Below are 23341 nucleotides of genomic sequence, written 5' to 3'. Positions count from 1 at the left end.
TGTCAGCCCTCGAAGCGCATGTGGCGAAGCCACGAGTCTCGAGGGCTGACAGCAGACGCTCAGGGGGCCGAACCCCGCGCGCGCCAGCGCGCCAAATTACAGAGGTATGTTTTTGTGATGGCTCGGGTGGCAGGGAGCGGCCGCCAAGGCGGCGGCGATTACGCTGCGGGTTTTCGCCGGTTCGATCACCTCGTCGACCACCCCGATCGCCAGCGCCCGTTCCACCCCGCCCGCGATGGCCTCGTGTTCGGCGGTGAGCCGTTCGTGCAACGCTTCGCGTTCGTCTTCGGGGGCCGCGGCGAGGGCTTTCTTGTGCAGGATCCCGACCGCGGCCTTGGCGCCCATCACCGCGACCTCCGACCCCGGCCAGGCGTAGACCGCCGTGGCGCCCAGGGAGCGTGCGTTCATGGCGATATAGGCGCCGCCGTAGATCTTGCGGGTGACCAGCGTGACCCGCGGGACCCGGGCTTCCGCGAACGCGTGCAGCAGTTTCGCGCCGCGACGCACCACGCCGTCCCATTCCTGGCCGACGCCGGGGAGGTAGCCGGGGACGTCGGTGATCACGACCAGCGGGATTCCGAAGGCATCGCACATCCGCACGAAGCGGGCGGCCTTCTCCGCGCTCTTGGAGTCCAGGCAGCCGCCCAGCCGCAGCGGGTTGTTGGCGAGGATGCCGACGGTGCGGCCGGCCAGCCGGCCCAGACCGGTGACCATGGAGCGGGCGTAGCCCGCCTGCAGTTCTTCGAAGCTGGATTCGCCGTCGACATTGTCGAGGAGTTCGTGGACCAGCGGTTTGACGTCGTAGGCGCGTTTCGCCGAGGCGGGCAGCATGGCCCGCAGGTCGACGTTGCCGTGTTCGGCGGCGATCGGATCGAATTCGCCCTGTTCGGCGAACATCGAGACCAGCCGGCGGGCACGGTGCATGGCGTCGGCTTCGTCGTCGGCGACGATATGGGTGACGCCGGATTTCTTACCGTGGGTTTCCGGCCCGCCGAGGGTGGCCATATCGACCTGTTCACCGGTGACGCTGCGAACGACATCGGGACCGGTGACGAAAACCCGGCCCTCGGGCGCCATGATGACGATATCGGTGAGCGCGGGGCCGTAGGCGGCGCCGCCGGCGGCGAAACCGAGGACGACGGAGATCTGGGGTACCTGCCCGGAGGCGCGGACCATGGCCTCGAAGACCAGGCCGACGGCGTGCAGGGCCTCGACGCCTTCGGCGAGGCGGGCGCCACCGGAATGCCAGAGCCCGACGACCGGCGCGCCGGAATCGATCGCGGTGTCGATGGCGGCGACGATATGCCGGCATCCCTCGACACCCATGGCTCCACCCATCACAGTGGCGTCCGAGCAGTAGGCGACGGTCCGGACGCCGTCGACCTCGCCCATCGCGGCGAGCACCCCGGACTTGTCATGCGGGTGCAGCGGCAGCACAGTGCCGGGGTCGAAGAAACGCTGTAGCCGGCCGAGCGGATCGCGTGGGTCTGTGGCCGTCTCCTGATGGCGGGCCGGAGCCATGATCGTCATCGCGTTCTCTCCTCGAATCTGCGTGGCCGAGGTGCGGGCCACAGGGTGTCGATAGACGACGAGCGGGGCCGGCCGGTATTTCCGGCGGCGGCCCCGCCCGGGGTCGTCGAACAGTTCGATCGGGGCTCGGATCTAGGCCCGACCGAAGGCGAGCGCGACATTGTGCCCACCGAAACCGAACGAATTGTTGATCGCGTACTCGATCTCCTGGCGGCGGGCTTCGCCCTTCACCACATCGAGGTCGATCTCGGGATCCTGGTTGTCCAGGTTCAGGGTGGGCGGCACGATACCGTCCCGGATCGCCATCACGGTGAGCACCGATTCCAGCGCGCCGACGGCGCCGATCGAATGCCCCAGCGCCGACTTCGGCGCGTAGATGGAGGCGTGGTTGCCGACGGCCTTGTTGATGGCCTTGGCTTCCGCGGTGTCACCGATGGGGGTGGCGGTGGCGTGCGCGTTGATATGGGTGATGTCCTGTTTGGACAGACCCGCGGTCTGCATGGCACGGGTCATGGCGCGCGCGGCGCCGGTGCCTTCGGGGTCCGGGGCGACCAGGTGGAAGCCGTCGGAGGTGATCCCGGCGCCGAGCAGGCGGGCATGGATGGTCGCACCGCGCGCTTTGGCGTGTTCCTCGGTCTCGATGACCATGAGCGCGCCGGCCTCACCGAAGACGAACCCGTCGCGATCCTTGTCGAACGGACGGGAGGCGGCCTTGGGATCGTCGTTGCGGGTGCTCATCGCGCGCATCATGGTGAACGCGGCGATCGGCACGGCGTCGATGAAACCTTCGACGCCGCCGGTGACGACCATATCGGCATCGCCCATGACGATCATGCGCCACGCGTTGGCGATGCCCTCCGAGCCCGACGAGCACGCCGAGACCGGAGTGACCACTCCTGCCCGGGCCTTCAGCTCGAGACCGACGACGGCGGACGGCCCGTTCGGCATGACCATCTGAACAGCGAGCGGCGAGATCTTGCGATAGCCCCCGTTCTTCAGCTTGTCGACCGAATCGATGAGCGCGTCACCGCCACCTAGTCCAGTGCCGATGGCCACACCCAGCCGATCCGGATCGACCTCCGGGCTGCCCGCGTTGCGCCAGACTTCGCGGCCGAGCACGGTCGCGAGCTGTTCGACGTAGGCCATCCGGCGGGTCTCGACCCGAGTCAACAAGGTTTCGGGCCGGACCTTCAGATGCCCGCCGATGCGGACCGGAAGGTCGTATTCCTCGACGAAGGGGTCCTCGAGAACGTCGATACCGCTCTCACCGTTGAGGAGTCCCTTCCACGTCGCATCGACGTCACCCGCGATGGACGTGGACGCCGCCAGACTGGTGACGACAACGTTGGGGAAGTTCCCGTTCAGGGTGGAAGGAGTGGTCACGGTCGGCCTCTACTCGGCGCTATCGAACTTGGCCTTGAGCTCGGCGGCCATCTCGGAGTTCTCGGCCTCGAGCTTCTGGACGTAGGCGACGGAGTCACCGACGGTCTTCAGGCTGGCGAGATCCTCGTCGGGGATCTTGACGCCGTACTTGTCCTCCATCTGCACCGCGATCTCGACCATCGACAGCGAGTCGATGTCCAGGTCATCGACGAAGGACTTCTCCAATGTCACCTCGGAGGGCTCGATGCCGGTCACCTCTTCGATGATCTTGCCGAGCTCCTCGACGATTTGTTCCTGGGTCAGAGCGGCCACTTCGTGGCTCCCTTCTTGGTTTCTCTGGGTAGGGCTCTACATATTTCTTCGGGCCGAGACGACGTACGGTTACGCCGCTCGGTGCCATGTTTTTCCTGGGGTCGGAAAAACACGGCCGCAGGCACGCTAGCCCGAGCTCGTGAGCTCGGCCAGCGCGGGGATGTCCTCCGGGGTCTTCAATGCCAGGTTCGGGGTGCCCTTGAGCTCCCGTTTGGCAATGCCGACGAGGGTTCCCGCCGGTGGCAACTCCGCCACCGCCGAAACGCCGGCCTGCCGGACGGTTTCGGTGCACAGGTCCCACCGGACGGGCCGGGTGACCTGCGCTGCGAGCTTGGTCACCGCATCCGCACCGGATTCGACCGGCTTGCCGTCGGAGTTCGACAGCAGGACGCGGGTGGGTTCGTGCGGGGTGATCTCCGCGATCGCCGCCGCTACCGCTTCCTGGGCCGGTGCCATGAATTCGGTGTGGAACGCGCCCGCCACGGGCAGCGCGCGTACACGCGCTTTCTCCGGCGGGTTGGCGGCCAGTTCGGCAAGTGCCTCCAGGCGGCCGGCCGCAACGATCTGGCCGGTCGCGTTCCGGTTGGCCGGAACCAGTTCCAATTCCTCGAGCCTGGCGAGCACGGCGGCCTCGTCGCCGCCGAGCACCGCGGACATACCGGTGGGCTCGAGCGCGCACGCCTTCGCCATTTCGGCACCGCGGATGGCCGCCAGCGTAACCGCTTGGTCGGCGGAGAGCACCCCGGCGACGGCGGCAGCGGCGAGTTCACCGACCGAATGGCCCGCCACGACGGTATCGGCCGGCACCCGCTTCTCGCCGATCTCGGCGAAGGCGAGCAGCGCGGCCGCGACCACCAGTGGCTGGGTGATGGCGGTATCGGTGATCTCTTCGGCGGTCGCTTCGGTTCCGAGCCGGATCAGATCCAGACCGGATTCCTTCGACCACAGTGCGAGGCGGTCACGAGCGCCGGGCAGGTCGAGCCAGGGCGCGAGCATGCCGGGTGTCTGAGAGCCCTGTCCAGGGGCGAACAACGCGATCACGTACCTAAGAAAACACTGTGAAGGCCGTTCGGGGAGATGTCGACGTGACTAGAGCTTGCCGACTGCTTTTGTATGGTCCCCACAAAAGCCCGCGTGGGGTGTCCGGATCGACCGAATCGGCATTCGCGTTACACCCCATCGTTGTCCATCGGGACGAATGAGTCCTCTGGTACCGATGTTGACGATTCGTTACGCGTTCGTGTCAGACGACCTACTGTGGCGGCGATCCGCAACACATAGGCATCGCGCGGATTGAGCGGGTCCCGACCGGTGACTTCACTGATCCGCTTCAGGCGATAACGCACAGTATTTGGATGAACGTACAGTTGACGTGCGCACATCTCGACCGCGCCACCGCAATCCAGGTAGGCATCCAGGGTGTCCGCGAGGGATGAACCGGCAGAAGCCAACGGAAGGACAAGGTACTCGACGAGCGCGTCGACCGCAGCTCGATCGCCGAGCAGTGCTCGTTCGGGCAGCAATTCCATCGAATGGATCGGGCGCGGCGCCTCCCGCCACCCGATCACCGCCTCCATCCCGGCGAGCGCCTCCAGCGCGCTGTTGTGGGCGGCGCCCAGGGTGCGGGTGGTCGGGCCGATCACCACCGGGCCGTCCGAGAACGCCTCGGTGAGCAGATCGGCCATGAACGGCGAATTGTGCGGCGCGTCGCCGAGATGGCCGCTGACCACCATCACCAGCCGGGAACCCTGCACCACCGCCAGCGCCGCGCGACCGTGCCGGGCCGCGATGGTGTGCACGGCCCCGACCACCGAGACGCCCTGATCGCGCGGCGGTGTGCCCACCAGCACCGTCGCCGGCGCCGTGGCGTCCCAGTTCAGGGTGGCGGCCCGGGAGAGCATGTCGGGCCCGGTATCGCCACGGACCACCGCGTCCACCACCAGCGCCTCGAGGCGGGTATCCCAGGCGCCGCGGGATTCGGCCGCACTGGCGTACACCGAGGCGGCCGCGAAGCCGAGCTCGCGCCCGTATCGCAGCACCGCCTCGGTGAGCGCCACCAGCTGGCGATCGTTGCGGGCGAGTGCGGGTAGCCATTGTTCGAAGAACTCCATGGCCACCCGCACCATGTCCACGGTCTGGCGCAGCGTCAGCCGCCGCGCCAGATCCTGTGGGATCACCTGGAAGGCATCCAGGCTGAACCGGATATCGCTGTCCGGGTCCTGGAGCCATTCCAGGAAGTTGACCACCGCGGTCTGCACCAGCATCTGGACTCCCGCACGTTGCGCGGCGTCCAGATCGGCGAAGAACGGCAACCGGTCCTGCATCGACCCGACGGCCTCGGTGGAGAGCCGTCCGGAAAACTGCTTGACCCGCTTGAGGAGGGTGTCCGGCAGCGGATCACGGTTCTGCCGGTTCGGCGACAACGCGCCGGTGGGCAGGTAGACCTCGTTATCCGAGGAACCGTCGTTGACCCGGCGGGGACGCGGTGGTCTGCGTTCGATCATCGACCAGCCGTCACTCGGCGTCTCCGGCGCCGCCGGCGGTGAACTCCGGGGCGGCGGACACATCATCGATGCGGTACCGGGCGGCGGCCTCGGCGGCCTTCGCGCGGTCGATACGGCCCATCCGGCCCAGCCCGGCCAGCGCGGCGACGACGATGGACTCGGCGTCCACGTTGAACACCCGGCGGGCGGCGGGACGGGTGTCGGAGAAGCCGAACCCGTCGGTGCCCAGGGTGGTGAAGTCGCCGGGGACCCATTTGCGGACCTGATCGGGTACCGCGCGCATCCAGTCGGTGGCGGCCACGAACGGTCCTTCGGCGCCGGCCAGCGCCCGCGCGATATAGGGCTGCCCCGGATCCTCGCCCGGATGATGCAGCGCCTCGGTCTCGAGTTCGAGCGCCTCCCGGCGCAGTTCACCCCAGGACGTCACCGACCACACATCCGCGGCGACGCCCCAGTGATCGGCCAGCAACTGCTGGGCACGCAGACCGTCGGGCACGGTGACGCCGGAGACCATGATCTGCGCGCGCACCTCACCCGCACCGCCCCTGCGATACAGGTACAGGCCTTTGAGCAGGCCGTCCACGTCCAGATCCGCCGGCTCGGCCGGCTGCTGGTAGGGCTCGTTGTAGAGGGTCAGGTAGTAGAAGATGTTCTCGCCACCGAACCCGTCCACACCCGGTGTGCCGCCGTACATCCGGCGCAGTCCGTCGCGCACGATATGAGCGATCTCGAAGGAGAACGCCGGATCGTAGGACACCACCGCCGGATTGGTGGACGCCAGCAGCAGCGAATGGCCGTCGTTGTGCTGCAGACCCTCACCGGTGAGCGTGGTGCGCCCGGCGGTCGCGCCGAGAACGAATCCGCGGGCCAGCTGATCGGCCGCGGCCCACAGGCCGTCGCCGGTGCGCTGGAACCCGAACATCGAATAGAAGATGTAGAGCGGGATCATCGGCTCGCCGTGGGTGGCATACGAGGTGCCGACCGCGGTGAACGACGCGGTGGAACCGGCCTCGTTGATGCCCTCGTGCAGGATCTGCCCGACCGCGCTCTCCTTGTAGGCGAGCATCAGTTCCGCGTCGACCGAGGTGTAGAGCTGGCCGTTGCGGTTGTAGATCTTCAGCGAGGGGAACCACGAGTCCATCCCGAAGGTACGGGCCTCGTCCGGGATGATCGGCACGATGCGCTTGCCGATCTCCTTGTCGCGCAGCAGTTCCTTCATGAGCCGCACCAGCGCCATGGTGGTGGCGACGTTCTGCTTACCCGAACCCTTGCGCACCGACTTGTACGCCTCGTCGCCGGGCAGTTTCAGCGGTTTCGGAGCGGTGCGCCGCTCCGGCAGGAATCCACCGAGCGCCTTGCGGCGATCCAGCATGTACTGGATCTCCTTGGTCTCCGCGCCCGGGTGGTAGTACGGGGGCAGATACGGATCCTTCTCCAACTCGGCATCGCTGATCGGGATCCGCTGCAGATCGCGGAAATCCTTGAGGTCCTGCAGGGTCAGCTTCTTCATCTGGTGGGTCGCGTTACGGCCCTCGAAATGCTTGCCGAGGGTGTAGCCCTTGATGGTCTTGGCCAGGATCACCGTCGGCTGACCCTTGTGCGCCAGCGCCGCCGCGTACGCCGCGTACACCTTGCGGTAGTCGTGGCCGCCGCGCTTGAGGTTCCAGATCTCCTGATCCGACAGATCCTGCACCAGCGCCTTGGTGCGCGGGTCGCGGCCGAAGAAATGGTCGCGGACATAGGCGCCGTCGTTGGCCTTGTAGGTCTGGTAGTCACCGTCGGGGGTGGTGTTCATCAGGTTCACCAGCGCGCCGTCGCGGTCGGCGCCCAGCAGCGCGTCCCACTCCCGGCCCCAGATCACCTTGATGACGTTCCAGCCGGCGCCGCGGAAGAACGACTCCAGTTCCTGGATGATCTTGCCGTTACCGCGCACCGGGCCGTCCAGGCGCTGCAGGTTGCAGTTCACCACGAAGGTCAGATTGTCCAGACCCTCCATGGCCGCCACATGCGCGAGACCCCGCGATTCGGGCTCGTCCATCTCGCCGTCGCCGAGGAACGCCCACACATGCTGGTCGGACGTGTCCTTGATACCCCGATCGTGCAGGTAGTGATTGAAACGCGCCTGGTAGATGGCGTTCATCGGGCCCAGGCCCATCGACACCGTCGGGAATTCCCAGAAATCGCTCAGCAGCCGCGGATGCGGATACGACGGCAGGCCCTTGCCGAGACCACCGTGGCTGTACTCCTGGCGGAAGCCGTCGAGCTGGTCGGTGCCGAGCCTGCCCTCGAGGAAGGCGCGGGCGTAGATACCGGGCGAGGCGTGACCCTGGATGAAGATCGAATCGCCGCCGCCGGAATGGTCCTTGCCGCGGAAGAAATGGTTGAACCCGACCTCGTAGAGCGCCGCCGAGGACGCGTAGGTCGAGATATGGCCGCCGACACCGATTCCCGGGCGCTGCGCGCGATGCACCATGATGGCCGCGTTCCAGCGGATCCAGGCCCGGAAGCGCCGCTCGGTCTCCTCGTCGCCGGGGAACCAGGGCTCGTTCTCGGTCGGGATGGTGTTGACGTAGTCGGTGGACGTCAGCGCAGGGATGGAGACCCGGCGCTCCCCGGCGCGTTCCAGCATCCGGAGCATCAGGTAGCGGGCCCGGCCGGGCCCCTCGCGCTCGAGCATCTCGTCGAAGGACTCGAGCCATTCGCTGGTCTCCTCCGGATCTATATCCGGTAGGTAGGACGCCACTCCTTCACGAATCACGCGGACTCGGCCACCGGACGGCACGCCGTTGGCGTCGCGAGGGGTGGGAGCGGAACCCGGCACAGCGGATTCCGCCGGGACGCCAGAGTGGATCAGATCGGTCAAAACTGCTCCTCGTACAGGGGGTGGTCGAGCTGATGGCTGCGGTGACCCCGAGTGGCCCGCTGGTGTGCGGATCACCCGTGACGACTTGTCCGGGCGCGCCGGCATCCTTGCGTGGCGCGTCCCACATCATCATGTCAGCCGCCGATCCAGTACCGTTCGACAGGCACGTCTGACAGCGGTTACCGAGGAGTCGGGAGGACGATGAAAGGGCTGGACCCGCGCCGGGCCGGACTGGTGTGCGCTGTCGCGGCGCTGGTCACCGGGGCGACCGTGGCGGGCTGCGCGCAGCAGATCCAGGGTGTGGCGACTCCGAACGCCGCCGAGGCGAGTGCCTACCGGGATGCCGCAACGTCTTCGTCCGCCGCCGCCACCTCCTCCCGGATCGCCGCCGCCCGGAACAAGGCCATCTCCGACAACTGCACCCTGTTCCCGGGTACCACCGGCACCGGGGTCGCCAAGTACAACGAGTTCGTGGACGCGCACGACAACAACGCGCCCGACTACGACGCCAAACGCGACGCCGCGGTCACCGCGCTGGACAACGCCGCCAATACGGTCGAGGGCGGCGTGAACACCGCCGGCGGCGATCTGCCCGAGGAGCTGAAGACGAAGTTCGTCGACTACGTCACCGCCGCGCGCGACCTCTCCCAGGCCACCCGGGAGATGACCTACACCTCCCCCGTCGGTCCGCTCAACGATGCGAGCAAGCGCGTGAACGACGCGCGCAACGCGGTGCGCGATGCCTGCCCTGCCTGACCCGTATCGCCCGTCACCAGGGGTTTCTCGCGACATCAGAAATTCGATCTACCCGATCGGCTTGCGTTAGGGCCGATAACCATGTTCGCTTGCAGATATCTGTAGTCGGGAGTTGAGGAGGACGCCACCGTGGTCGCCGCGGCGGACGATCAGAATTTCGCTCAGAAGCTTGGCATCACCCACGGCATGGTCGTCCAGGAGCTGGGCTGGGACGAGGACACCAACGACGACCTTCGGGCCGACGTCGAGGAAAATGCCGGCAGTGAATTGCTGGACGAGGAATCCGACGAGGTCATCGATGTCGTTCTGCTGTGGTGGCGGGACGGCGACGGTGACCTGGTCGACGAGCTGATGGAGGCCATCGGGCCACTCTCGGAGGACGGTTTCATCTGGGTACTCACCCCCAAGACCGGCAATGACGGCCACGTCGATCCCAGTGAGATCGCCGAGGCCGCACCGACGGCGGGGCTCACCCAGACCTCGGCGATCAAACTCGGCGAATGGTCGGCCAGCCGGCTGGTTCAGCCGAAGGCTCCGACGAAGCAGCGCTGAGCCGCCCATCGCTTTGCCGCGCGCCCGGCACGACCGGATGCGTGGCCCGAGATTTGGAGGACACCCATGCCCCTCGAGGTCGGCACCCAGGCGCCGGAGTTCACCCTCAAGGACCAGAACAATCAGGAAGTCTCGCTCTCGGACTACCGCGGCGAGAAGAACGTCCTGATCGTGTTCTACCCGCTCGCCTTCACCGGCATCTGCCAGGGCGAACTGTGCAAGGTCCGGGACGAGCTCCCGCGCTTCCAGAACGACAACACCGAGATCCTCGCGATCTCGGTCGGCCCGCCGCCCACCCATAAGATCTGGGCCGCGGAACAGGGCTACACCTTCCCGCTGCTGTCGGACTTCTGGCCGCACGGCGCGGTGGCCCAGACCTACGGCGTCTTCAACGACACCACCGGTTTCGCCAACCGCGGCACCTTCGTGGTGGACCGGGAGGGAATCATCCGCTTCGCCGAGATGAACGGGCCCGGAGAGGCCCGTGACCAGGCGGCTTGGGAGAAAGCGCTCGCCGCGCTAGATTCATAGACCGTTCCCCCCGGACAACCGTCCGGGGGTCCGGGCGTATAGCTCAGCGGTAGAGCTCTGGTTTTACACACCAGCGGTCGGGGGTTCGAACCCCTCTGCGCCCACAGTTGCCGAATTCGCACGCCGCCAGGACGCCACACTCGCGCCGAGCAGAGCTGTGAGCAGGATCAGCGCCATGAAGACCTGTCCGTGCAGGCCGAGGATGAACAGAGTGCGATCGGCGAATTCGGGATCGTAGGTGGCGGTGCCGGGGAACAGCAGCGCGCCGGCCATCCCGAGCCACGGGGTGGCCACCACGGCCGCGGCGCACAGTGTCCGGCCGCGCGGATCCCGGCCGGGTCGCAGGGCGAGCGTCAGGCCGATGACGCCGAGCAGCACCGTCATCACCATGTATTGGGCGTCGTGGAACTTCGCGTGTGGGGGCCAGTTCGGATTGAAGGCGTGCTGGGCGGCCAGGTCGGGGATGACCAGGTCGGCGAGTACGGCGCTGACCATCGTGATCACCGCTACGGCGGCGATCACGATCCGGGGCAAGGGCATGGAGCGGGGCCTTTCGTCTCTCGAAGGTGGGGCGGGCGTTTCAGGCGGATCAGAGCGTCCAGGAGTAGGTGGGCGTTATCGAACGGCCGAGGAGCGCGCTGGGCAGGAGAGGGAGCGCGGCGTCACGCAGCGCGGTTGCCAGCGGTGAGTTCCAGTGGGCGGGTGCGGCGACCCGGTGCGAGAGCTGGGCGACCATCTGGGTGCGGGGCCTCCGGAGGCGGTCGTAGTCTTGTAGTCCCGCGTCGATGCCGAGAGTGTCGACGGCGGCGGCGAGCGTGACGGCGTCCTCGAGTGCCTGGCAGGCGCCCTGCCCCAGATTGGGGGCCATGGCATGGGCGGCGTCGCCGAGAACCGCGACCTTTCCGTGGACGAAGGTGCGCAGGTTCGGCAGCTTGTAGGTGTCGTGCTGCAGGACCGCATCCGGGCGTGCGGCGTCGAGCAAGGCGGGGATGGGGTCGTGCCAGTGCGCGAACCGCTCGCGCAGTCGATCCAGTCCCGTACGGGATCCGGCCGGGGCGTTACTCATCAGATAGCAGTAGACACGACCGTCGGGCATCGGAACACAGCCGAATCGATCGCCCCTGCCCCATGTCTCGACGCTGCCCTCGACACCGTCGGACGCGGTGAGCAGGCGCCAAGTGCTGTAACCCACATAGCGCGGACCGGCGGCGTGCGGCCAGATCGAGCGCCGGGTCACGCTGCGCACACCGTCGGCGCCGATCACGAGATCCGCTGTGGTGGTGCCGCCGTCGTGGTGGACCGTGCCGTCGGGCAGCACCTTCCGCACGGTGGTTCCGGGTCGCAGGGCATGCGCGGGGAGGGCCGCGCGCAGGATGTCCACCAGCGCGGCCCGGTGAATGATCGCCCACGGGCCGAAGCGCCGTTCGAGATCTTCGACGTCGTTGCGGATCAACCAGGCGCCGTTGACGCCTCGGATGCCCCGCGGCGGCCCGGCCTGTCCGCCGGTGCGCACCTGCTCACCGAGGCCGATCGCGTCCAGGGCGCGCAGCCCGTTGGGCTGGATCGACAGTCCCGCGCCGATTTCGGTGATCTCCGGCGCGCGTTCGAGCACCTCGACCTGCCAGCCACGCTGATGGAACGCCACCGCGGCGGCCAGCCCGCCGATACCACCGCCGACGACGAGCGCCTTCATCGCCGAACCTTCCGATCGCGGGCCGCCCCGATCCCGCCGCGCGTATGTGCGGATCTGGATTGGCGCCACCACACCGCTGTCACGACCAGCAGCACCGCCAGAAGTACCCAGCACCAACGTTCCATGTCATCTCCTAGAGACTCTAGATTATTTAGAGCCATTAAGACACCATAGATACTCTAGGATGTCAACGAGTGCAGGTGAACCAGCAGAAGGGTGACGAATGTCGACGCGGACCGGCGGAAGGCGCGAGCGGCTACGCAAGGCCACCTTGCAGGAGATCCACGAGGCGGTGCGCACGCTGCTGGTCGAGCAGGGGCCGGCCGCGGTGACCATCAACGCGGTGGCCCGGCAGGTCGGAATGAGCGGGCCGGCCCTTTATCACTACTACGCCGGACTCGACGCGCTGGTCGGCGCGGTGACCGCGGATTTCTTCGACGAGCTGGCCGGCGCGATGGAACAGGTCCGCGACGCTCGCGCCCACGAGCCGGTGGGCGAGCGCATCCTGGCGGTCTGCCGCGCCATGCGCGCCTGGGCGATCACGCACCCGGCCGAGTTCGGCTGGATCTTCGCCGCCCCGATAACGCCGTTGAACCGGAAAGTGGATTCCGAACGCCATCAGGCCGGGCAGCGGTTCGAACGGGTGCTGCTGGACCTGACAATCGAACTCTGGCAGACCCACCCCTTCCCGGTACCCGACCCCACGGATCTCCCCGCGTCCCTACGCGAGCAACTGATCGCCTACTCGGCCTCTATCGGCGAACAGCTGCCACCCGAAGCCGCACACGTCTTCTTGTCCTGCTGGATCCGGCTGTACGGCCTGCTGTGCATGGAGGTCCTGCACCAGCTCGACTTCGCCTACACCGACCTCGAACCGGTCTACGAAGAATGCCTCCGCGACCTCACCCGCATCCTCGGCCTCGCCCCCACCGACCGGCCGGCCACGTGAGCCTCGGACAGCCGTGCACCACGGGGTCGGGGAGCAGATCCGGGGATCGGGATCGTGGTGCCGATTGGGCAAATGCGCCTACCGATCTCCTGGACACACCGCTGTTGAAGATTCGGCGGTGCAGGGATCGTCATCGTCGTCGACAATCTGCGTGACCTGCTGCGCGTCAGTCCGGGAGCCAGTGCAGCTCGTGTGCGAGGGTTTTGGCGACGGTACGGATGCGGCGGTGTAGTGGTGACTGCACGCGCGGCAGGACCAGGTGGATGGTCAAGGTGGGTGCGCCCCGCAGCGGTCGCCACGTGAGACCGGCCGGTTGTGTCGTGACCGCGACTTCACCGGCCGGAGCGAGGGTGAGCCCGTCGCGTAGATCGCGCTGAGACATGTCGAAAGAGACTGCGGGCGTGCGAAATCGGGGTTTCGGCCGGGTGTCGCGGAACAGCGCGGACAGCTGATCGTGGATCACGGGGTTGGCCGTACGGTCGGGCAGTCGCAGCGGATACGCGGCCGCATCGGCGATCTCGATCTCCGGATGTTCGGCCAGCGGATGATGCTGTGCCAATTGGACCCCGACGCGCTCGCGCCGCAGCAGGAACTGGCGCACGCCACGACACGGCTGTTCACCGCGGGTGATCCCCGCATCGATGCGGCCGTCGGCGACCGCGGGAGAGATCTCCGGTGTCGCCATCGGGACCGCGCCGACCTCGAGGCCCGGGCCGCTGCGAATGAGCCTGTCCACCAGGGCCGGTGTCGTCTCGGCGCCCGTGCTGAGGCTGTATCCGAAGCGCAGCGTGCCCAGTTCACCGGCCCCGGCGTTGCGGGCGGTGTTCCATGCTCGGTCCAGCGCCGCCAGCGCGGGCGGCCCGGACTCAGCCAAAGCCGCACCGGCCGTGGTCAATACGACGCTACGCGTGTTGCGAACCAGCAGGCTCGTACCGAGTTCCGCCTCCAATCGGCGCATCCGGGCACTGAGTGCGGGCTGCGCGATACCGATCCGTGCGGCCGCGCGGGTGAAGTTCAACTCCTGCGCCAGCACCAGAAAGTACCGCAGGCTCACCGTATCCGGTGCCACATACCCTCCTGGCCGATTGATAACGATCTGTTGTGAGCCTATACCGTCCCGGTCTTTCCCTCGACTACACATCAAGCTCTAACCTGCGGATATGACGATTCAACCGACCAAGGTAGATGCAGGAGGCAGTCATGCATAAATCGTTGGTCCTATATCCCGAGCCCGCCGACCCGGACCACTTCCGCGACTACTACGTGAACAACCACCTTCCGCTGGTCAGGAATTGGCCCGGCCTGCTTGCGTGGCGCTACAGCTTCGACGTAACGGCGACCAACGGAGAAGCGCCGTATTTCGCGGTCTTCGAAGCCGACTTCGCTGACGCCGCTGCCCTGGCCGCGGCGCGGTCGTCGCCGCAAGGCCAGCGGTTGGCCGCCGATGTCGTCAACTACGCCACCGGCGGTGTGGTCGTCATCGACTATCCGGTGCAGGACTGCATCGACTGAGGCAGGATGGCGCGCTGCGGTGCGGTCCCGTGACGGGTGGCGACACGCACACTGTCATGGCGAAAGCCCCTTCGACGTCGCACCGCTTCATTGGGCCGCCCGCGTCGAACCCGACGGCCACATCGCCCTTGCATCCCACCGACGCCCGAAGCGGCGCTATCCGGTGGCCGGGTGGACGTGGTCGCGCGGCGGGGTGAGTTCGTCCACGACCACCAGATTCCCGCCGGACTGTTTGGCCCGGTACATGGCCGCATCGGCGGATTGCAGCAGCCGGCTCGGGTCCGGGCGGGGGCACCGCGGGCAGATCGTGGCGTCGAAGACCGCCACACCGACGCTGGCGGTGACCTCCACCGCGGTCTCCGGCGGTTCGGCCACCGCGCGGCGCAGGCGTTCGGCTTCGGCGCGCGCGGTGGCGGCGGTGATCGGCGCGGCCACCACGAACTCCTCGCCGCCCGTGCGGGCCACCACGGCGGTCTCCCCGGCCGCGTCGTGCAGTCGGCGCGCGGTCCTGACCAGGACGGAGTCGCCGACCGGGTGACCCCAGGTGTCGTTGACGTCTTTGAACCGGTCGAGATCGAAGGTCATCACGCAGATCGCGGGATGCCGCTCCACCAGCGGCCGCAGCCGTATCTCCAGGCCCCGGCGGTTCAGCAGTTCGGTCAGGGGGTCCGACAGCGATTCGGTACGCAGCATCCAGTACAGCAGCTGCAACGCGGGCAACGCGCTGACCACCGAGACGAACAGCAGCAGCGCGACCGCGACGGCCAGCCGGATATCGCCGCCGCCGGTGGCGATCCGTACCGAGAACACGATCACCGACAGCAGTGACCACACCGAATGCGCGGCCAGTGCCCGGGCGCTGTGGAAGAAGCCGAGATAACTGCCGGACACCACGAGCAGCACCGCCCCCATCGCCCCGAACAGCCGGTCCGGCAGCTGCAGGAACTCGACGGTGAACAGCACATCCACACCGGCGATGAGCACCAGCGACTCGGTCCGGCTCGGCCAGGGCAGCAGCCACCAGCGCAGCGCCCACAGCGTCCCGGACACCACGCCGACCGTCGAGGCGATATCAGGACTGCCGACGGGGCCCACCGGAGTGCCCGCGATCACCGCGCCCATCACCGCGATCGCCGCTCCCGCGGTGCCGATCAGCAACCTCAGCGGCCCCAGCGCCGACCGGACCGCCAGGGTGCGCACCAGCCAGTCGTAGTCGACCGGGTCGTTCCACCAGGCCCGCAGCGTCTTTCCGTCATTCATGACTCACCCTTGGTCCCGACCGCGTTACCCACCGTCGCTCGTACCGAGTGCGAGAACTCCGGGTGCTCTCACCAGCTCGCCCCGAGAAGTCTAGGCCGAACAGATTCATGTCCGACGGGCGAGTATGTGTTCCAGTTCACTTCGAAGAGTGGAGTAGAACTGTTCCAAATCCCGGGACGACGCGGTCAAAGTCCGCCGATGCCCTTGCCGAGGACCACGACTCCCATCAGGAGCAGCACGATCGCGAGCACGATGTGGTTGTTGTCCTGCAACCAGTCACGCAGCCGACCGAGCGGGACGCGCAGCCGGTCCGCGGCCACGATGTAGCCGAGGATCACCGCCAGCACGGTGGACGCCGAGAGCAGGGTGAACACCACGATGGCGACGACCTGACCGCCCCCGCCGGTCCCGCTGGACCCGATCACCACACCCGCGGACAGGCACAGCAGCAGGTTCTTCGGGTTCACCGCCGACAGCAGCACCCCCAGTCCGGCGGCCCGCTCGGCGGTGAGGTCGTCGACCGCCCGCATCCACGCCGGGACCTCGGTGTCCTCGCGATGCCACCACTGCACCGCGGCCAGGGCCAGCAGCAGGATGCCGAGCACGATCTTCACCCAGGATCCCGCCGCGCCGGGTTCTCGATAGGGCGAGCCGCCCAGCGGTCCGGCCAGCAGGGTGACGACCACCGTCACCACGGCGATCCCCACGACCCAGCCGCCCGCGAACCCGAGACCGGCGCCGCGCGCTCGGGCCGACAGGATCATCAGGATCGCCGCGACTATCGGAATCGGCGAGATCGCCACGCCGACCGCGATCGGCAACAGATCACCCAGGACACTGCCCATGCTCAGGAAGGTAGAGCAGGGCAACCGCGGCCAGGCCCGGCAGCGCGGCAGCGCTCCTGTGTCGTTGCCCCATCGTGACCGCTACGTCTTCCGCGATCAGGTTCGCGGCTCCAGCACGACCACGGCGGTCTCGGTCGACCGGAGGGCGGCGTGGGCGTCGAGATCATCCATCCGCTCCCCCCATCGCTTCCAGAGCCGGGCCCGTTCCGCACCCTCCGCGATCCGCGCGCGCACCGCGCGGGCCCCGTCCTTCAGTTCGACCGTCGCGTCGGGGTGTTCCCGGAGATTCAGCCACCACGCCGGCTCACCGTCGGACCATCCGTTCATCGCGAGGGTGACGAGGTTCGGACCGTCCTCGAAATAGCCGAGCAGCACACTGCGGGCGCGGCCGGAACGGCGCCCGGTGGCGGTGAGCCGCATGGTCCCCCAGTGGGCGGCGTCCTTCGGAGTCCACAACCCGATCCGCCCGCGGGTCACTCGATACAGCGCGCGGTGGGCGTACCAGGCCAGCAGGACGAACCAGCGTGGGGGATTCTTCGCGGTGCGGTCGGATTCGCTGGGCACGGTAGGCCTTCCGCCGGACCCGGGACTGTTGTCGCCCGAGACTTGTACCGCGATTTTCCCACGGTGTCGGTGCCGTCGCCCGGGAAGCGCGGAGCGAACCCGGCAAGGCCTCCGGATCCGAAAGCTTTTCACCGCTCGTTCGTTCGGCATCCACTCTTCGGCATCCTGCCCACCTGGACCCACCGGCTGACGCTGGTCCACCTCGACGACACCGAGATCTACACCAACGAGAGCGGCGGGCCGGTACGGGTCTGGAACCACCGCCACACCTTCACTCCGCTCGGCGAACCTGATGTTCCGGTACCGGCACCGCCGCCGGCGGGAGCCGGCCCGGGTGCGTGCGGCGAGCGGATGGTCCGCCGGCACCGTCAGCTGACGTCGCGGCGCAACCAGGTGATCTCCGCACCCTCGCTGCCGGTGCGGTAGACCTCGAGGTCCTCGTCCCAGGCGGTGCCGAGGGCGCGGTCGAGTTCGGCGGGCAGGTCGTAGGCCGCGTGCCGGCCGAGTTCGACGCCGGCCCGCAGCATGGCCCGCAGGCGCATCTCGCCCACCATCACATCGCCGTTGGCGCTGGTGGAACCGTGCCAGAGGCCGAGAGAAGGAACGAAGCTGTAGCGCTCACCGTCCACGCCTTCGCTGGGATCCTCGGTGACCTCGAAGCGCAGCACCGGCCACGATCGCAGTGATTGCGCGAGACGGGAGGCGGTGCCGACCGGGCCGACCCAGTCGGTGGTGGCTCTGAGTTGACCGGGGGCCGCGGGCTGGGCGGTCCAGCGCAGACTGGCCGGTGCGCCGAGGGCGGCCGCGAGGGCCCATTCGATATGCGGGCACAGCGCGGTGGGCGACGCATGGATATACACCACACCCGCCGTCGCCTCCCCGTATCGACTCGATGCGCGTACCACGTACACCTCCGGTTTCGACGAAACTCGTCTTCCCCAACGGTCCGTCGACAAGGCGTTGCCCGAGTGTACTGGAGTGCCCGGTGTGGCACGTGTTACTTAACGCCCGTGTTGCGCGCGAGCCTCGCCTCCTCGATCACCGAATCGCTGAACGGAGGCCATACTTCGCGCGACCAATCACCGAAATTCTCGTCGCTCAATGCGACACACGCCAAGTCGAGCTCCGGATCCACCCACAGAAAGGTGCCCGATTGCCCGAAATGACCGTATGTCCGTGGCGAGTTGGCGGACCCGGTCCAATGCGGTGATTTGCTGTCGCGGATCTCGAAACCCAGACCCCAGTCGTTGGGCCGTTGCGAGCCGAACCCGGGCAGCACCCCGTTGGTGCCGGGGAATTGGACGGTGATCGCGTCGGCATGGGTCTGCGGGGAGATCAGTCGCGGCGCGAGCAGTTCGGCGGCGAAGGACAACAGGTCCGCCAGGGTGGAATGCGCGCCGTGCCCGGCCGAGCCGGTGAGTTCGGAATCGGTCATGCCGAGCGGTTCGAAAACGGCCTCCCGCAGGTACTGCGGGAACGGGATCCCGGTGTTCGCGGCCACGAAATCGGCCAGGACCTCGAATCCGGCACTCGAGTAGATGCGGCGGGCGCCGGGCTCGGCGAGGATATCGGCGGTATCGAAGGCGACGCCGGCGGTATGCGCCAGCAGATGCCGCACGGTCGAACCGGGCGGCCCGGCGGGCTGATCGAGTTCGATCGCGCCCTCCTCCACGGCCACCAGCACCGCGTAGGCGGCAAGGGGTTTGGTCACCGAGGCGAGGCGGAAAACCCGGCCGGCGTCACCGGTCGATTGCCGTCCTTCACGGGTGACGACGCCCGCGGCGGCGTGCCGTACCGGCCATTGCTCGATCTGCTCGAATGCGCGCACACCCCGACAGTACGAGACGAGCCGGATCTCGCGGCAGCCGCCCGAATCCTGCACCGAAGTAATCACCGGGCCGAGCCTCGCCCGCCCGCCGGGATGCGGGTGTCCGGGCCCGTCCGCGCGCGGAACGGCGACCCGGCGGGTGGCCCGCCATCGCGGGCCCACCCATCGGGAAATCCCGGTCAGCGATCCGCGTCGGAGTACTTGATGATGCCGCGGAGGTTCTTCCCGTCCAGCATGTCCTTGTACCCCTGGTTCACATCCTCCAGGGAGTAGCTGCGGGTGACCATATCGTCGAGGTTCAGCTGACCCGCCTTGTACAGGGACAGCAACCGCGGGATGTCCTGGCGGGCGTTGCCGCCGCCGAAGATGCAGCCCTTGACCGTCTTCTGCAGCATGCAGAGCAGGAAGTTGTTCATCTTCACATCGGCGGCGTCCATCCGGCCCATCGATGTGACGACCAGGGTGCCGGCCTTCGCGGTGAGGATCAGGCCCTCTTCGATGTACTCGCCCTGCATCTCACCCATGGTCAGGATGACCTTGTCGGCCATCCGGCCCTCGGTGGCCTCCATCAGCGGCATGATCGCCTCACCCATGCTGGCATAGGTGTGGGTGGCGCCGAACTTCTTGGCCTGCTCCAGCTTCCACGGATTCGGGTCGATCGCGACGACCTTCTGCGCGCCGGAGAGCACCGCGCCCTGCAGCGCGCTCATCCCGACGCCGCCGATACCGACGATGGCGGCGGTATCGCCGGGCATCACGTTGGCGACGTGAGTGGAGGAGCCGAAGCCGGTGGGCACACCGCAGCCGACCAGGCAGGCGACCTCGAACGGGATCTCGGGGTCGATTTTGACCACCGAGCTGTAGTGCACCGTCATATACGGCGAGAAGGTCCCGAGCAGGCACATCGGGATGACGTCCTTGCCGCGGGCCTGGATGCGGTAGCTGCCGTCGCTGATGGACTGCCCGGACAGCAGGCCCATCCCGAGGTCGCACAGCGCCATATTGCCCGATACGCAGGCCGGACAGCGGCCGCAGGCGGGGATGAACGACAGCACCACGTGATCACCGACGGCCAGGTCGGGCGGGGTGCCCGGGCCGAGTTTGGTGATGACGCCCGCACCTTCGTGACCGCCCATGGCCGGGAACGACGGCATCGGGGTGGCACCGGTGACCATGTGATGGTCCGAATGGCACATTCCAGCGGTTTCCAGCTGGATCTGCACCTCACCGGCGCGCGGGTCGCCGAGTTCGATTTCCTCCACGGACCACGGCTCGTCGATCCCCCACAGGATCGCGCCCTTCGTCTTCATTCGTGTCCGACCTCTCGCATGCGCGGGCTTTCATGTGACAGCCTCCACAGTACGACATCAACTGGAACACGTTCTAGTGGGTTGCGGAAGATTTTCCGGCGGAACTGGTCAAGCGACCACAGCGCGGTGGCCGGCGCCCGAATCTCCGCCACCGGCCGCTGCCGAGAACCCGCTCGAATCGTCCACTTCCACTGCCGATGCCGATACAGCGGGTCGGACGAAGGCAACCGCGGCGCCCACGCCCCGACCCCTGCGCGATGAGAACCGGACGCGCCCGAACCCGAAGCGGGAGTGAAACCTGTTCTTACTCCATCAGTCCGCGTGCCCGCGCGAACAGTTCGAGCGTATTCGCGTGCAGGAAATCGCCGACCTTCTTCGGCGCCTTCCCCGCGAAGGCGCGGGCGTAGGTGCCCTCGAGCACGATGCCGAGTTTGAAACACGCCAGCACCGTGTACCAGGTGACCGCGCTCAGGTCGCGCTGGGAGAACTTGCCGTAGTGCTCGATCATCTCCGCACTCGACGGCAGACCACCGGCCTCGCCGAGTCTGCCGATGAGCGCCGCGCCGGACGTTCCCGGTTCCGGCCGGGTGGCGATCTGCCAGCCGAGGTCCAGCAGGGGGTCGCCGATGGTCGACATCTCCCAGTCGACCAGCGCCGCGACCTCCGGTTGGTGATAGGAGAACATGATGTTGGCGAGATGGCAGTCGCCGTGCAGGATGCCCGGCGTCCATTCGGCGGGCCGATTGCGTTCGAGCCAGTCGGCCACGTCGTTCAGGCCGGGGATCTCCGGTCCCGGATAGCCCGCGTTCGCCGAGTACGAGTCGAGTTCGTGCAGCCAGCGGCCGACCTGACGCTCCAGGAAGCCCTCCGGCTTGCCGTAGTCGGACAGGCCCAGCGCCCGATAGTCCAGGGCCCCCAGGCGGGCGATGGCCTCCACCGCCGACAGGCCCATCTGCCGCCGGGCCTCGGGGTCGTCGGCGAAACGCTGCGGCAGCTCGGTCTGCGGGTTGTAGCCGTCGATCGGCTCCATCAGGTAGAACACCGCGCCCAGCACCGATTCGTCCGGCTCGGCGGCGATCACCCGGGGCGCGCGCACCTCGGTGCCCGACAGGGCACCCAGCAGCCGGGCCTCACGCCGGATGACCTCGTTGCTCTTCGGGCGTAGATGCGCCGGGCCGCGGCGCAGGACGTAGTCCCGGCCGTCCCGGGTGAAACGCAGCATGATGTTCTGCGTCCCGCCACCGAGAGTCTTCACATCCCGGAACTCACCACCGGAGAGCCCGTGCTCATCCATCCAGTTCCCGACCACGGTGAAGTCGACGTGCTCGCGATCCACGCCTACCGGCTGCGCAACAGACATGCCTGACATTGTGCCCCACCCGCACAGTCAAACTGCGGGCAACCGACAACAGTTCAAGGTCCGGGCCGGGCGTAGGGTTCTGACCACGATGTCCTTCTCTCTCACGCTCCAGCACCGGATACTCGAGCGCGCTGTCGACACCGAGTCCGCCTTCCTCCGGCTGTACGGCGCGTCGGCCACCGCGTTCTGGCTGGACAGTGAGCATGTGGAGCCGGGACTCGACCGCTTCTCGTTCCTCGGCGACACCACCGGGCCACTGGCGGAGGTGGTGCGTTACCGGGTGGGCAGCGGAAGCGTCACCGTGACCGCTGCCGGCGGCCGGTCGCGCACCGTCCCCGGCACGATCCTGGATTACCTGGACACAGAGCTGCGGACCAGATCCGTACCGCCGGTCGAGGGTCTGCCCTTCGATTTCTGCGGGGGTTATGTCGGTTATCTGGGCTACGAGGTCAAGGCCGACTGCGGTGGCGCCGCCGTGCACCGGGCGCCCGCACCCGACGCGCAATGGCTTTTCGCCGACCGGCTGGTGGTGGTCGACCACCTGGCCGGGCGCACCCATCTGCTCGCGTTGACCGGATCCGGCACCGCAGCCGCGCGGGCGAGCGCCGCCTGGCTGCGCACCACCGCGGAGATCCTGGACGCGGTTCCCACCTGGACCGACCCGCCGCCGATCACCGTCGACCTCGACGGCGCCCACCTCGCGGAACATCTCGTCCGCGGCCGCGCGCAGTACCTGCGTGATATCGCCGCATGCCGGCGGGCCCTGCAGGCCGGCGAATCGTATGAAATCACGCTGACCGATCAGCTCACCGTCCCCGCCACCACCGGCGGCCTGGATGTCTACCGGACACTGCGCCGCGCCAACCCCGCCCCCTATTCCGCCTACCTGCGGTTCGGCGACCTCGAGATCGCCTGCTCCTCTCCCGAACGGTTCCTCAAGGTCGACCGGCATCGCGGCGTCGAGACGAAACCCATCAAGGGCACCGCCCGGCGCGACCCCGACCCCGAGGTGGACGACCGGTTGCGGCGCGCGCTCACCGAGGACCCGAAAACCCGCGCGGAGAACGTGATGATCGTGGACCTGCTGCGCAACGACCTGGGCCGGGTCTGCGAAACCGGCAGCGTGCGGGTGCACCGGCTGCTGGCGACGGAAAGCTATTCGACGGTGCACCAGCTGGTCTCGACCGTGCGCGGTGTGCTGCGCGCCGATATCGGGGTGGTGGACTGTCTGCGCGCCTGTTTCCCGGGCGGTTCCATGACCGGGGCGCCCAAACTGCGCACCATGGAGATCATCGACGCACTCGAAACCCGTGCCCGCGGTGTGTATTCGGGGACGATCGGTTTCCTGGGCCTGGGCGGCACCGCCGATCTCAATATCGTGATCCGCACCGCGGTCCGCTACCGCGGTGAATGGCAGATCGGGGCGGGCGGCGCGATCGTCCTGGATTCGGTGGACCAGGCCGAATACGACGAGATGCTGCTCAAGGCCGGTGCGGTGTTCCGGGCCCTGACGCCCGATCCGGCACTACCGGCGGCGCAGGTACCGGCGGCCGGATGAACACCGCCGCGCCCGCGGGCCGGGAACCGGC

The 23341-nt window shown here is 67.8% G+C and carries 22 protein-coding genes, 1 tRNA gene and 1 pseudogene; 8 read left to right on the top strand and 16 right to left on the bottom strand.

Annotation, left to right across the window (positions count from 1 at the left end; genetic code table 11):
* Positions 1-96: 96 nt before the first annotated feature.
* The 6 genes from AB0F41_RS23500 to aceE form a co-directional block, all read right to left on the bottom strand.
* Positions 97-1530: a carboxyl transferase domain-containing protein gene (locus AB0F41_RS23500; protein ID WP_357427180.1), complete on the bottom strand. Its 1434-nt coding sequence runs from the start codon at positions 1528-1530 to the stop codon at positions 97-99.
* Positions 1531-1662: 132 nt separating this feature from the next.
* The gene (locus tag AB0F41_RS23495) at positions 1663-2913 is read right to left on the bottom strand and encodes a KasA/KasB family beta-ketoacyl-ACP synthase (RefSeq protein WP_357427178.1); all 1251 of its coding nucleotides are present in this window, start codon (positions 2911-2913) and stop codon (positions 1663-1665) included.
* Positions 2914-2922: 9 nt separating this feature from the next.
* On the bottom strand, positions 2923-3225 hold the full coding sequence (acpM, locus tag AB0F41_RS23490) for a meromycolate extension acyl carrier protein AcpM (RefSeq protein WP_357427176.1): 303 nt from the start codon (positions 3223-3225) through the stop codon (positions 2923-2925).
* A gap of 126 nt (positions 3226-3351) precedes the next feature.
* The gene (locus AB0F41_RS23485; protein ID WP_357427174.1) at positions 3352-4266 is read right to left on the bottom strand and encodes an ACP S-malonyltransferase; all 915 of its coding nucleotides are present in this window, start codon (positions 4264-4266) and stop codon (positions 3352-3354) included.
* A 128-nt stretch (positions 4267-4394) separates the two neighbouring features.
* Positions 4395-5729 carry a helix-turn-helix domain-containing protein gene (locus AB0F41_RS23480; RefSeq protein ID WP_357427172.1) on the bottom strand — a complete coding sequence of 445 codons (1335 nt, stop codon included), beginning with the start codon at positions 5727-5729 and terminating at the stop codon, positions 4395-4397.
* A 10-nt stretch (positions 5730-5739) separates the two neighbouring features.
* Positions 5740-8550 (bottom strand): pyruvate dehydrogenase (acetyl-transferring), homodimeric type, encoded by a 2811-nt coding sequence (aceE, locus tag AB0F41_RS23475; protein ID WP_357427190.1) that lies wholly within the window; start codon positions 8548-8550, stop codon positions 5740-5742.
* A gap of 243 nt (positions 8551-8793) precedes the next feature.
* On the opposite strand from aceE, the gene AB0F41_RS23470 reads away from it, so the two are divergent.
* The 4 genes from AB0F41_RS23470 to AB0F41_RS23455 all read left to right on the top strand — a co-directional run bounded on the left by AB0F41_RS23470 (position 8794) and on the right by AB0F41_RS23455 (position 10535).
* The gene (locus tag AB0F41_RS23470) at positions 8794-9348 is read left to right on the top strand and encodes a hypothetical protein (RefSeq protein ID WP_357427170.1); all 555 of its coding nucleotides are present in this window, start codon (positions 8794-8796) and stop codon (positions 9346-9348) included.
* A 129-nt stretch (positions 9349-9477) separates the two neighbouring features.
* A complete protein-coding gene (locus AB0F41_RS23465) occupies positions 9478-9900 on the top strand; it encodes a DUF3052 domain-containing protein (RefSeq protein WP_357427168.1) in 423 nt (140 codons plus the stop codon).
* A 66-nt stretch (positions 9901-9966) separates the two neighbouring features.
* On the top strand, positions 9967-10431 hold the full coding sequence (locus AB0F41_RS23460) for a peroxiredoxin (RefSeq protein WP_357427166.1): 465 nt from the start codon (positions 9967-9969) through the stop codon (positions 10429-10431).
* A 32-nt stretch (positions 10432-10463) separates the two neighbouring features.
* Positions 10464-10535: transfer RNA gene (locus AB0F41_RS23455), tRNA-Val, on the top strand.
* On the opposite strand, the gene AB0F41_RS23450 is transcribed toward AB0F41_RS23455, so the two are convergent.
* Together AB0F41_RS23450 and AB0F41_RS23445 are read right to left on the bottom strand one after the other, a co-directional pair.
* Positions 10495-10926: a DUF6640 family protein gene (locus AB0F41_RS23450; RefSeq protein ID WP_357427188.1), complete on the bottom strand. Its 432-nt coding sequence runs from the start codon at positions 10924-10926 to the stop codon at positions 10495-10497. The genes AB0F41_RS23455 and AB0F41_RS23450 overlap by 41 nt on opposite strands.
* A gap of 94 nt (positions 10927-11020) precedes the next feature.
* Positions 11021-12124, bottom strand: a complete 1104-nt coding sequence (locus AB0F41_RS23445) for an FAD-dependent monooxygenase (RefSeq protein WP_357427164.1) — start codon at positions 12122-12124, stop codon at positions 11021-11023.
* A gap of 223 nt (positions 12125-12347) precedes the next feature.
* Between AB0F41_RS23445 and AB0F41_RS23440 the strand changes: the two genes are divergently transcribed.
* Positions 12348-13073 (top strand): TetR/AcrR family transcriptional regulator, encoded by a 726-nt coding sequence (locus AB0F41_RS23440; RefSeq protein ID WP_357427162.1) that lies wholly within the window; start codon positions 12348-12350, stop codon positions 13071-13073.
* Between the two features lie 166 nt (positions 13074-13239).
* Here the strand turns inward: AB0F41_RS23440 and AB0F41_RS23435 are convergent, their stop codons facing one another.
* Positions 13240-14142: a LysR family transcriptional regulator gene (locus AB0F41_RS23435; RefSeq protein WP_357427160.1), complete on the bottom strand. Its 903-nt coding sequence runs from the start codon at positions 14140-14142 to the stop codon at positions 13240-13242.
* Positions 14143-14273: 131 nt separating this feature from the next.
* On the opposite strand from AB0F41_RS23435, the gene AB0F41_RS23430 reads away from it, so the two are divergent.
* Positions 14274-14585: an EthD family reductase gene (locus AB0F41_RS23430; RefSeq protein WP_357427158.1), complete on the top strand. Its 312-nt coding sequence runs from the start codon at positions 14274-14276 to the stop codon at positions 14583-14585.
* A gap of 156 nt (positions 14586-14741) precedes the next feature.
* Here the strand turns inward: AB0F41_RS23430 and AB0F41_RS23425 are convergent, their stop codons facing one another.
* The 3 genes from AB0F41_RS23425 to AB0F41_RS23415 all read right to left on the bottom strand — a co-directional run bounded on the left by AB0F41_RS23425 (position 14742) and on the right by AB0F41_RS23415 (position 17254).
* Positions 14742-15845, bottom strand: coding sequence for a GGDEF domain-containing protein (locus tag AB0F41_RS23425; protein WP_357427157.1), 1104 nt, complete (start codon positions 15843-15845; stop codon positions 14742-14744).
* Positions 15846-16030: 185 nt separating this feature from the next.
* Positions 16031-16690 (bottom strand): GAP family protein, encoded by a 660-nt coding sequence (locus AB0F41_RS23420; RefSeq protein ID WP_357427155.1) that lies wholly within the window; start codon positions 16688-16690, stop codon positions 16031-16033.
* A 96-nt stretch (positions 16691-16786) separates the two neighbouring features.
* Positions 16787-17254, bottom strand: a complete 468-nt coding sequence (locus AB0F41_RS23415) for a nitroreductase/quinone reductase family protein (RefSeq protein ID WP_357427153.1) — start codon at positions 17252-17254, stop codon at positions 16787-16789.
* Between the two features lie 153 nt (positions 17255-17407).
* Here AB0F41_RS23415 and AB0F41_RS23410 point away from each other — a divergent pair.
* Positions 17408-17630: pseudogene (locus tag AB0F41_RS23410) on the top strand (hypothetical protein); the annotation flags it as partial.
* Here AB0F41_RS23410 and AB0F41_RS23405 read toward each other — a convergent pair.
* From AB0F41_RS23405 to AB0F41_RS23390, 4 genes are all read right to left on the bottom strand, one after another.
* The gene (locus tag AB0F41_RS23405; protein ID WP_357427151.1) at positions 17623-18159 is read right to left on the bottom strand and encodes a DUF3145 domain-containing protein; all 537 of its coding nucleotides are present in this window, start codon (positions 18157-18159) and stop codon (positions 17623-17625) included. The pseudogene AB0F41_RS23410 and the gene AB0F41_RS23405 overlap by 8 nt on opposite strands.
* A 92-nt stretch (positions 18160-18251) precedes the next feature.
* A complete protein-coding gene (locus AB0F41_RS23400; RefSeq protein WP_357427149.1) occupies positions 18252-19082 on the bottom strand; it encodes a serine hydrolase domain-containing protein in 831 nt (276 codons plus the stop codon).
* A 179-nt stretch (positions 19083-19261) separates the two neighbouring features.
* Positions 19262-20392: an NDMA-dependent alcohol dehydrogenase gene (locus tag AB0F41_RS23395; RefSeq protein WP_357427147.1), complete on the bottom strand. Its 1131-nt coding sequence runs from the start codon at positions 20390-20392 to the stop codon at positions 19262-19264.
* A 304-nt stretch (positions 20393-20696) separates the two neighbouring features.
* On the bottom strand, positions 20697-21761 hold the full coding sequence (locus AB0F41_RS23390) for a phosphotransferase family protein (protein WP_357427146.1): 1065 nt from the start codon (positions 21759-21761) through the stop codon (positions 20697-20699).
* 79 nt (positions 21762-21840) lie between these two features.
* Here AB0F41_RS23390 and pabB point away from each other — a divergent pair, with 79 nt between their 5' ends.
* Positions 21841-23310, top strand: a complete 1470-nt coding sequence (pabB, locus tag AB0F41_RS23385; protein ID WP_357427144.1) for an aminodeoxychorismate synthase component I — start codon at positions 21841-21843, stop codon at positions 23308-23310.
* The last annotated feature ends 31 nt before the right edge of the window (positions 23311-23341 follow it).

It is taken from the genome of Nocardia sp. NPDC024068 (assembly GCF_040638875.1).
Lineage (GTDB): Bacteria > Actinomycetota > Actinomycetes > Mycobacteriales > Mycobacteriaceae > Nocardia.
Note: the sequence above shows the minus strand (reverse complement) of the source record. Positions and strands in the feature narration are given on the sequence as shown.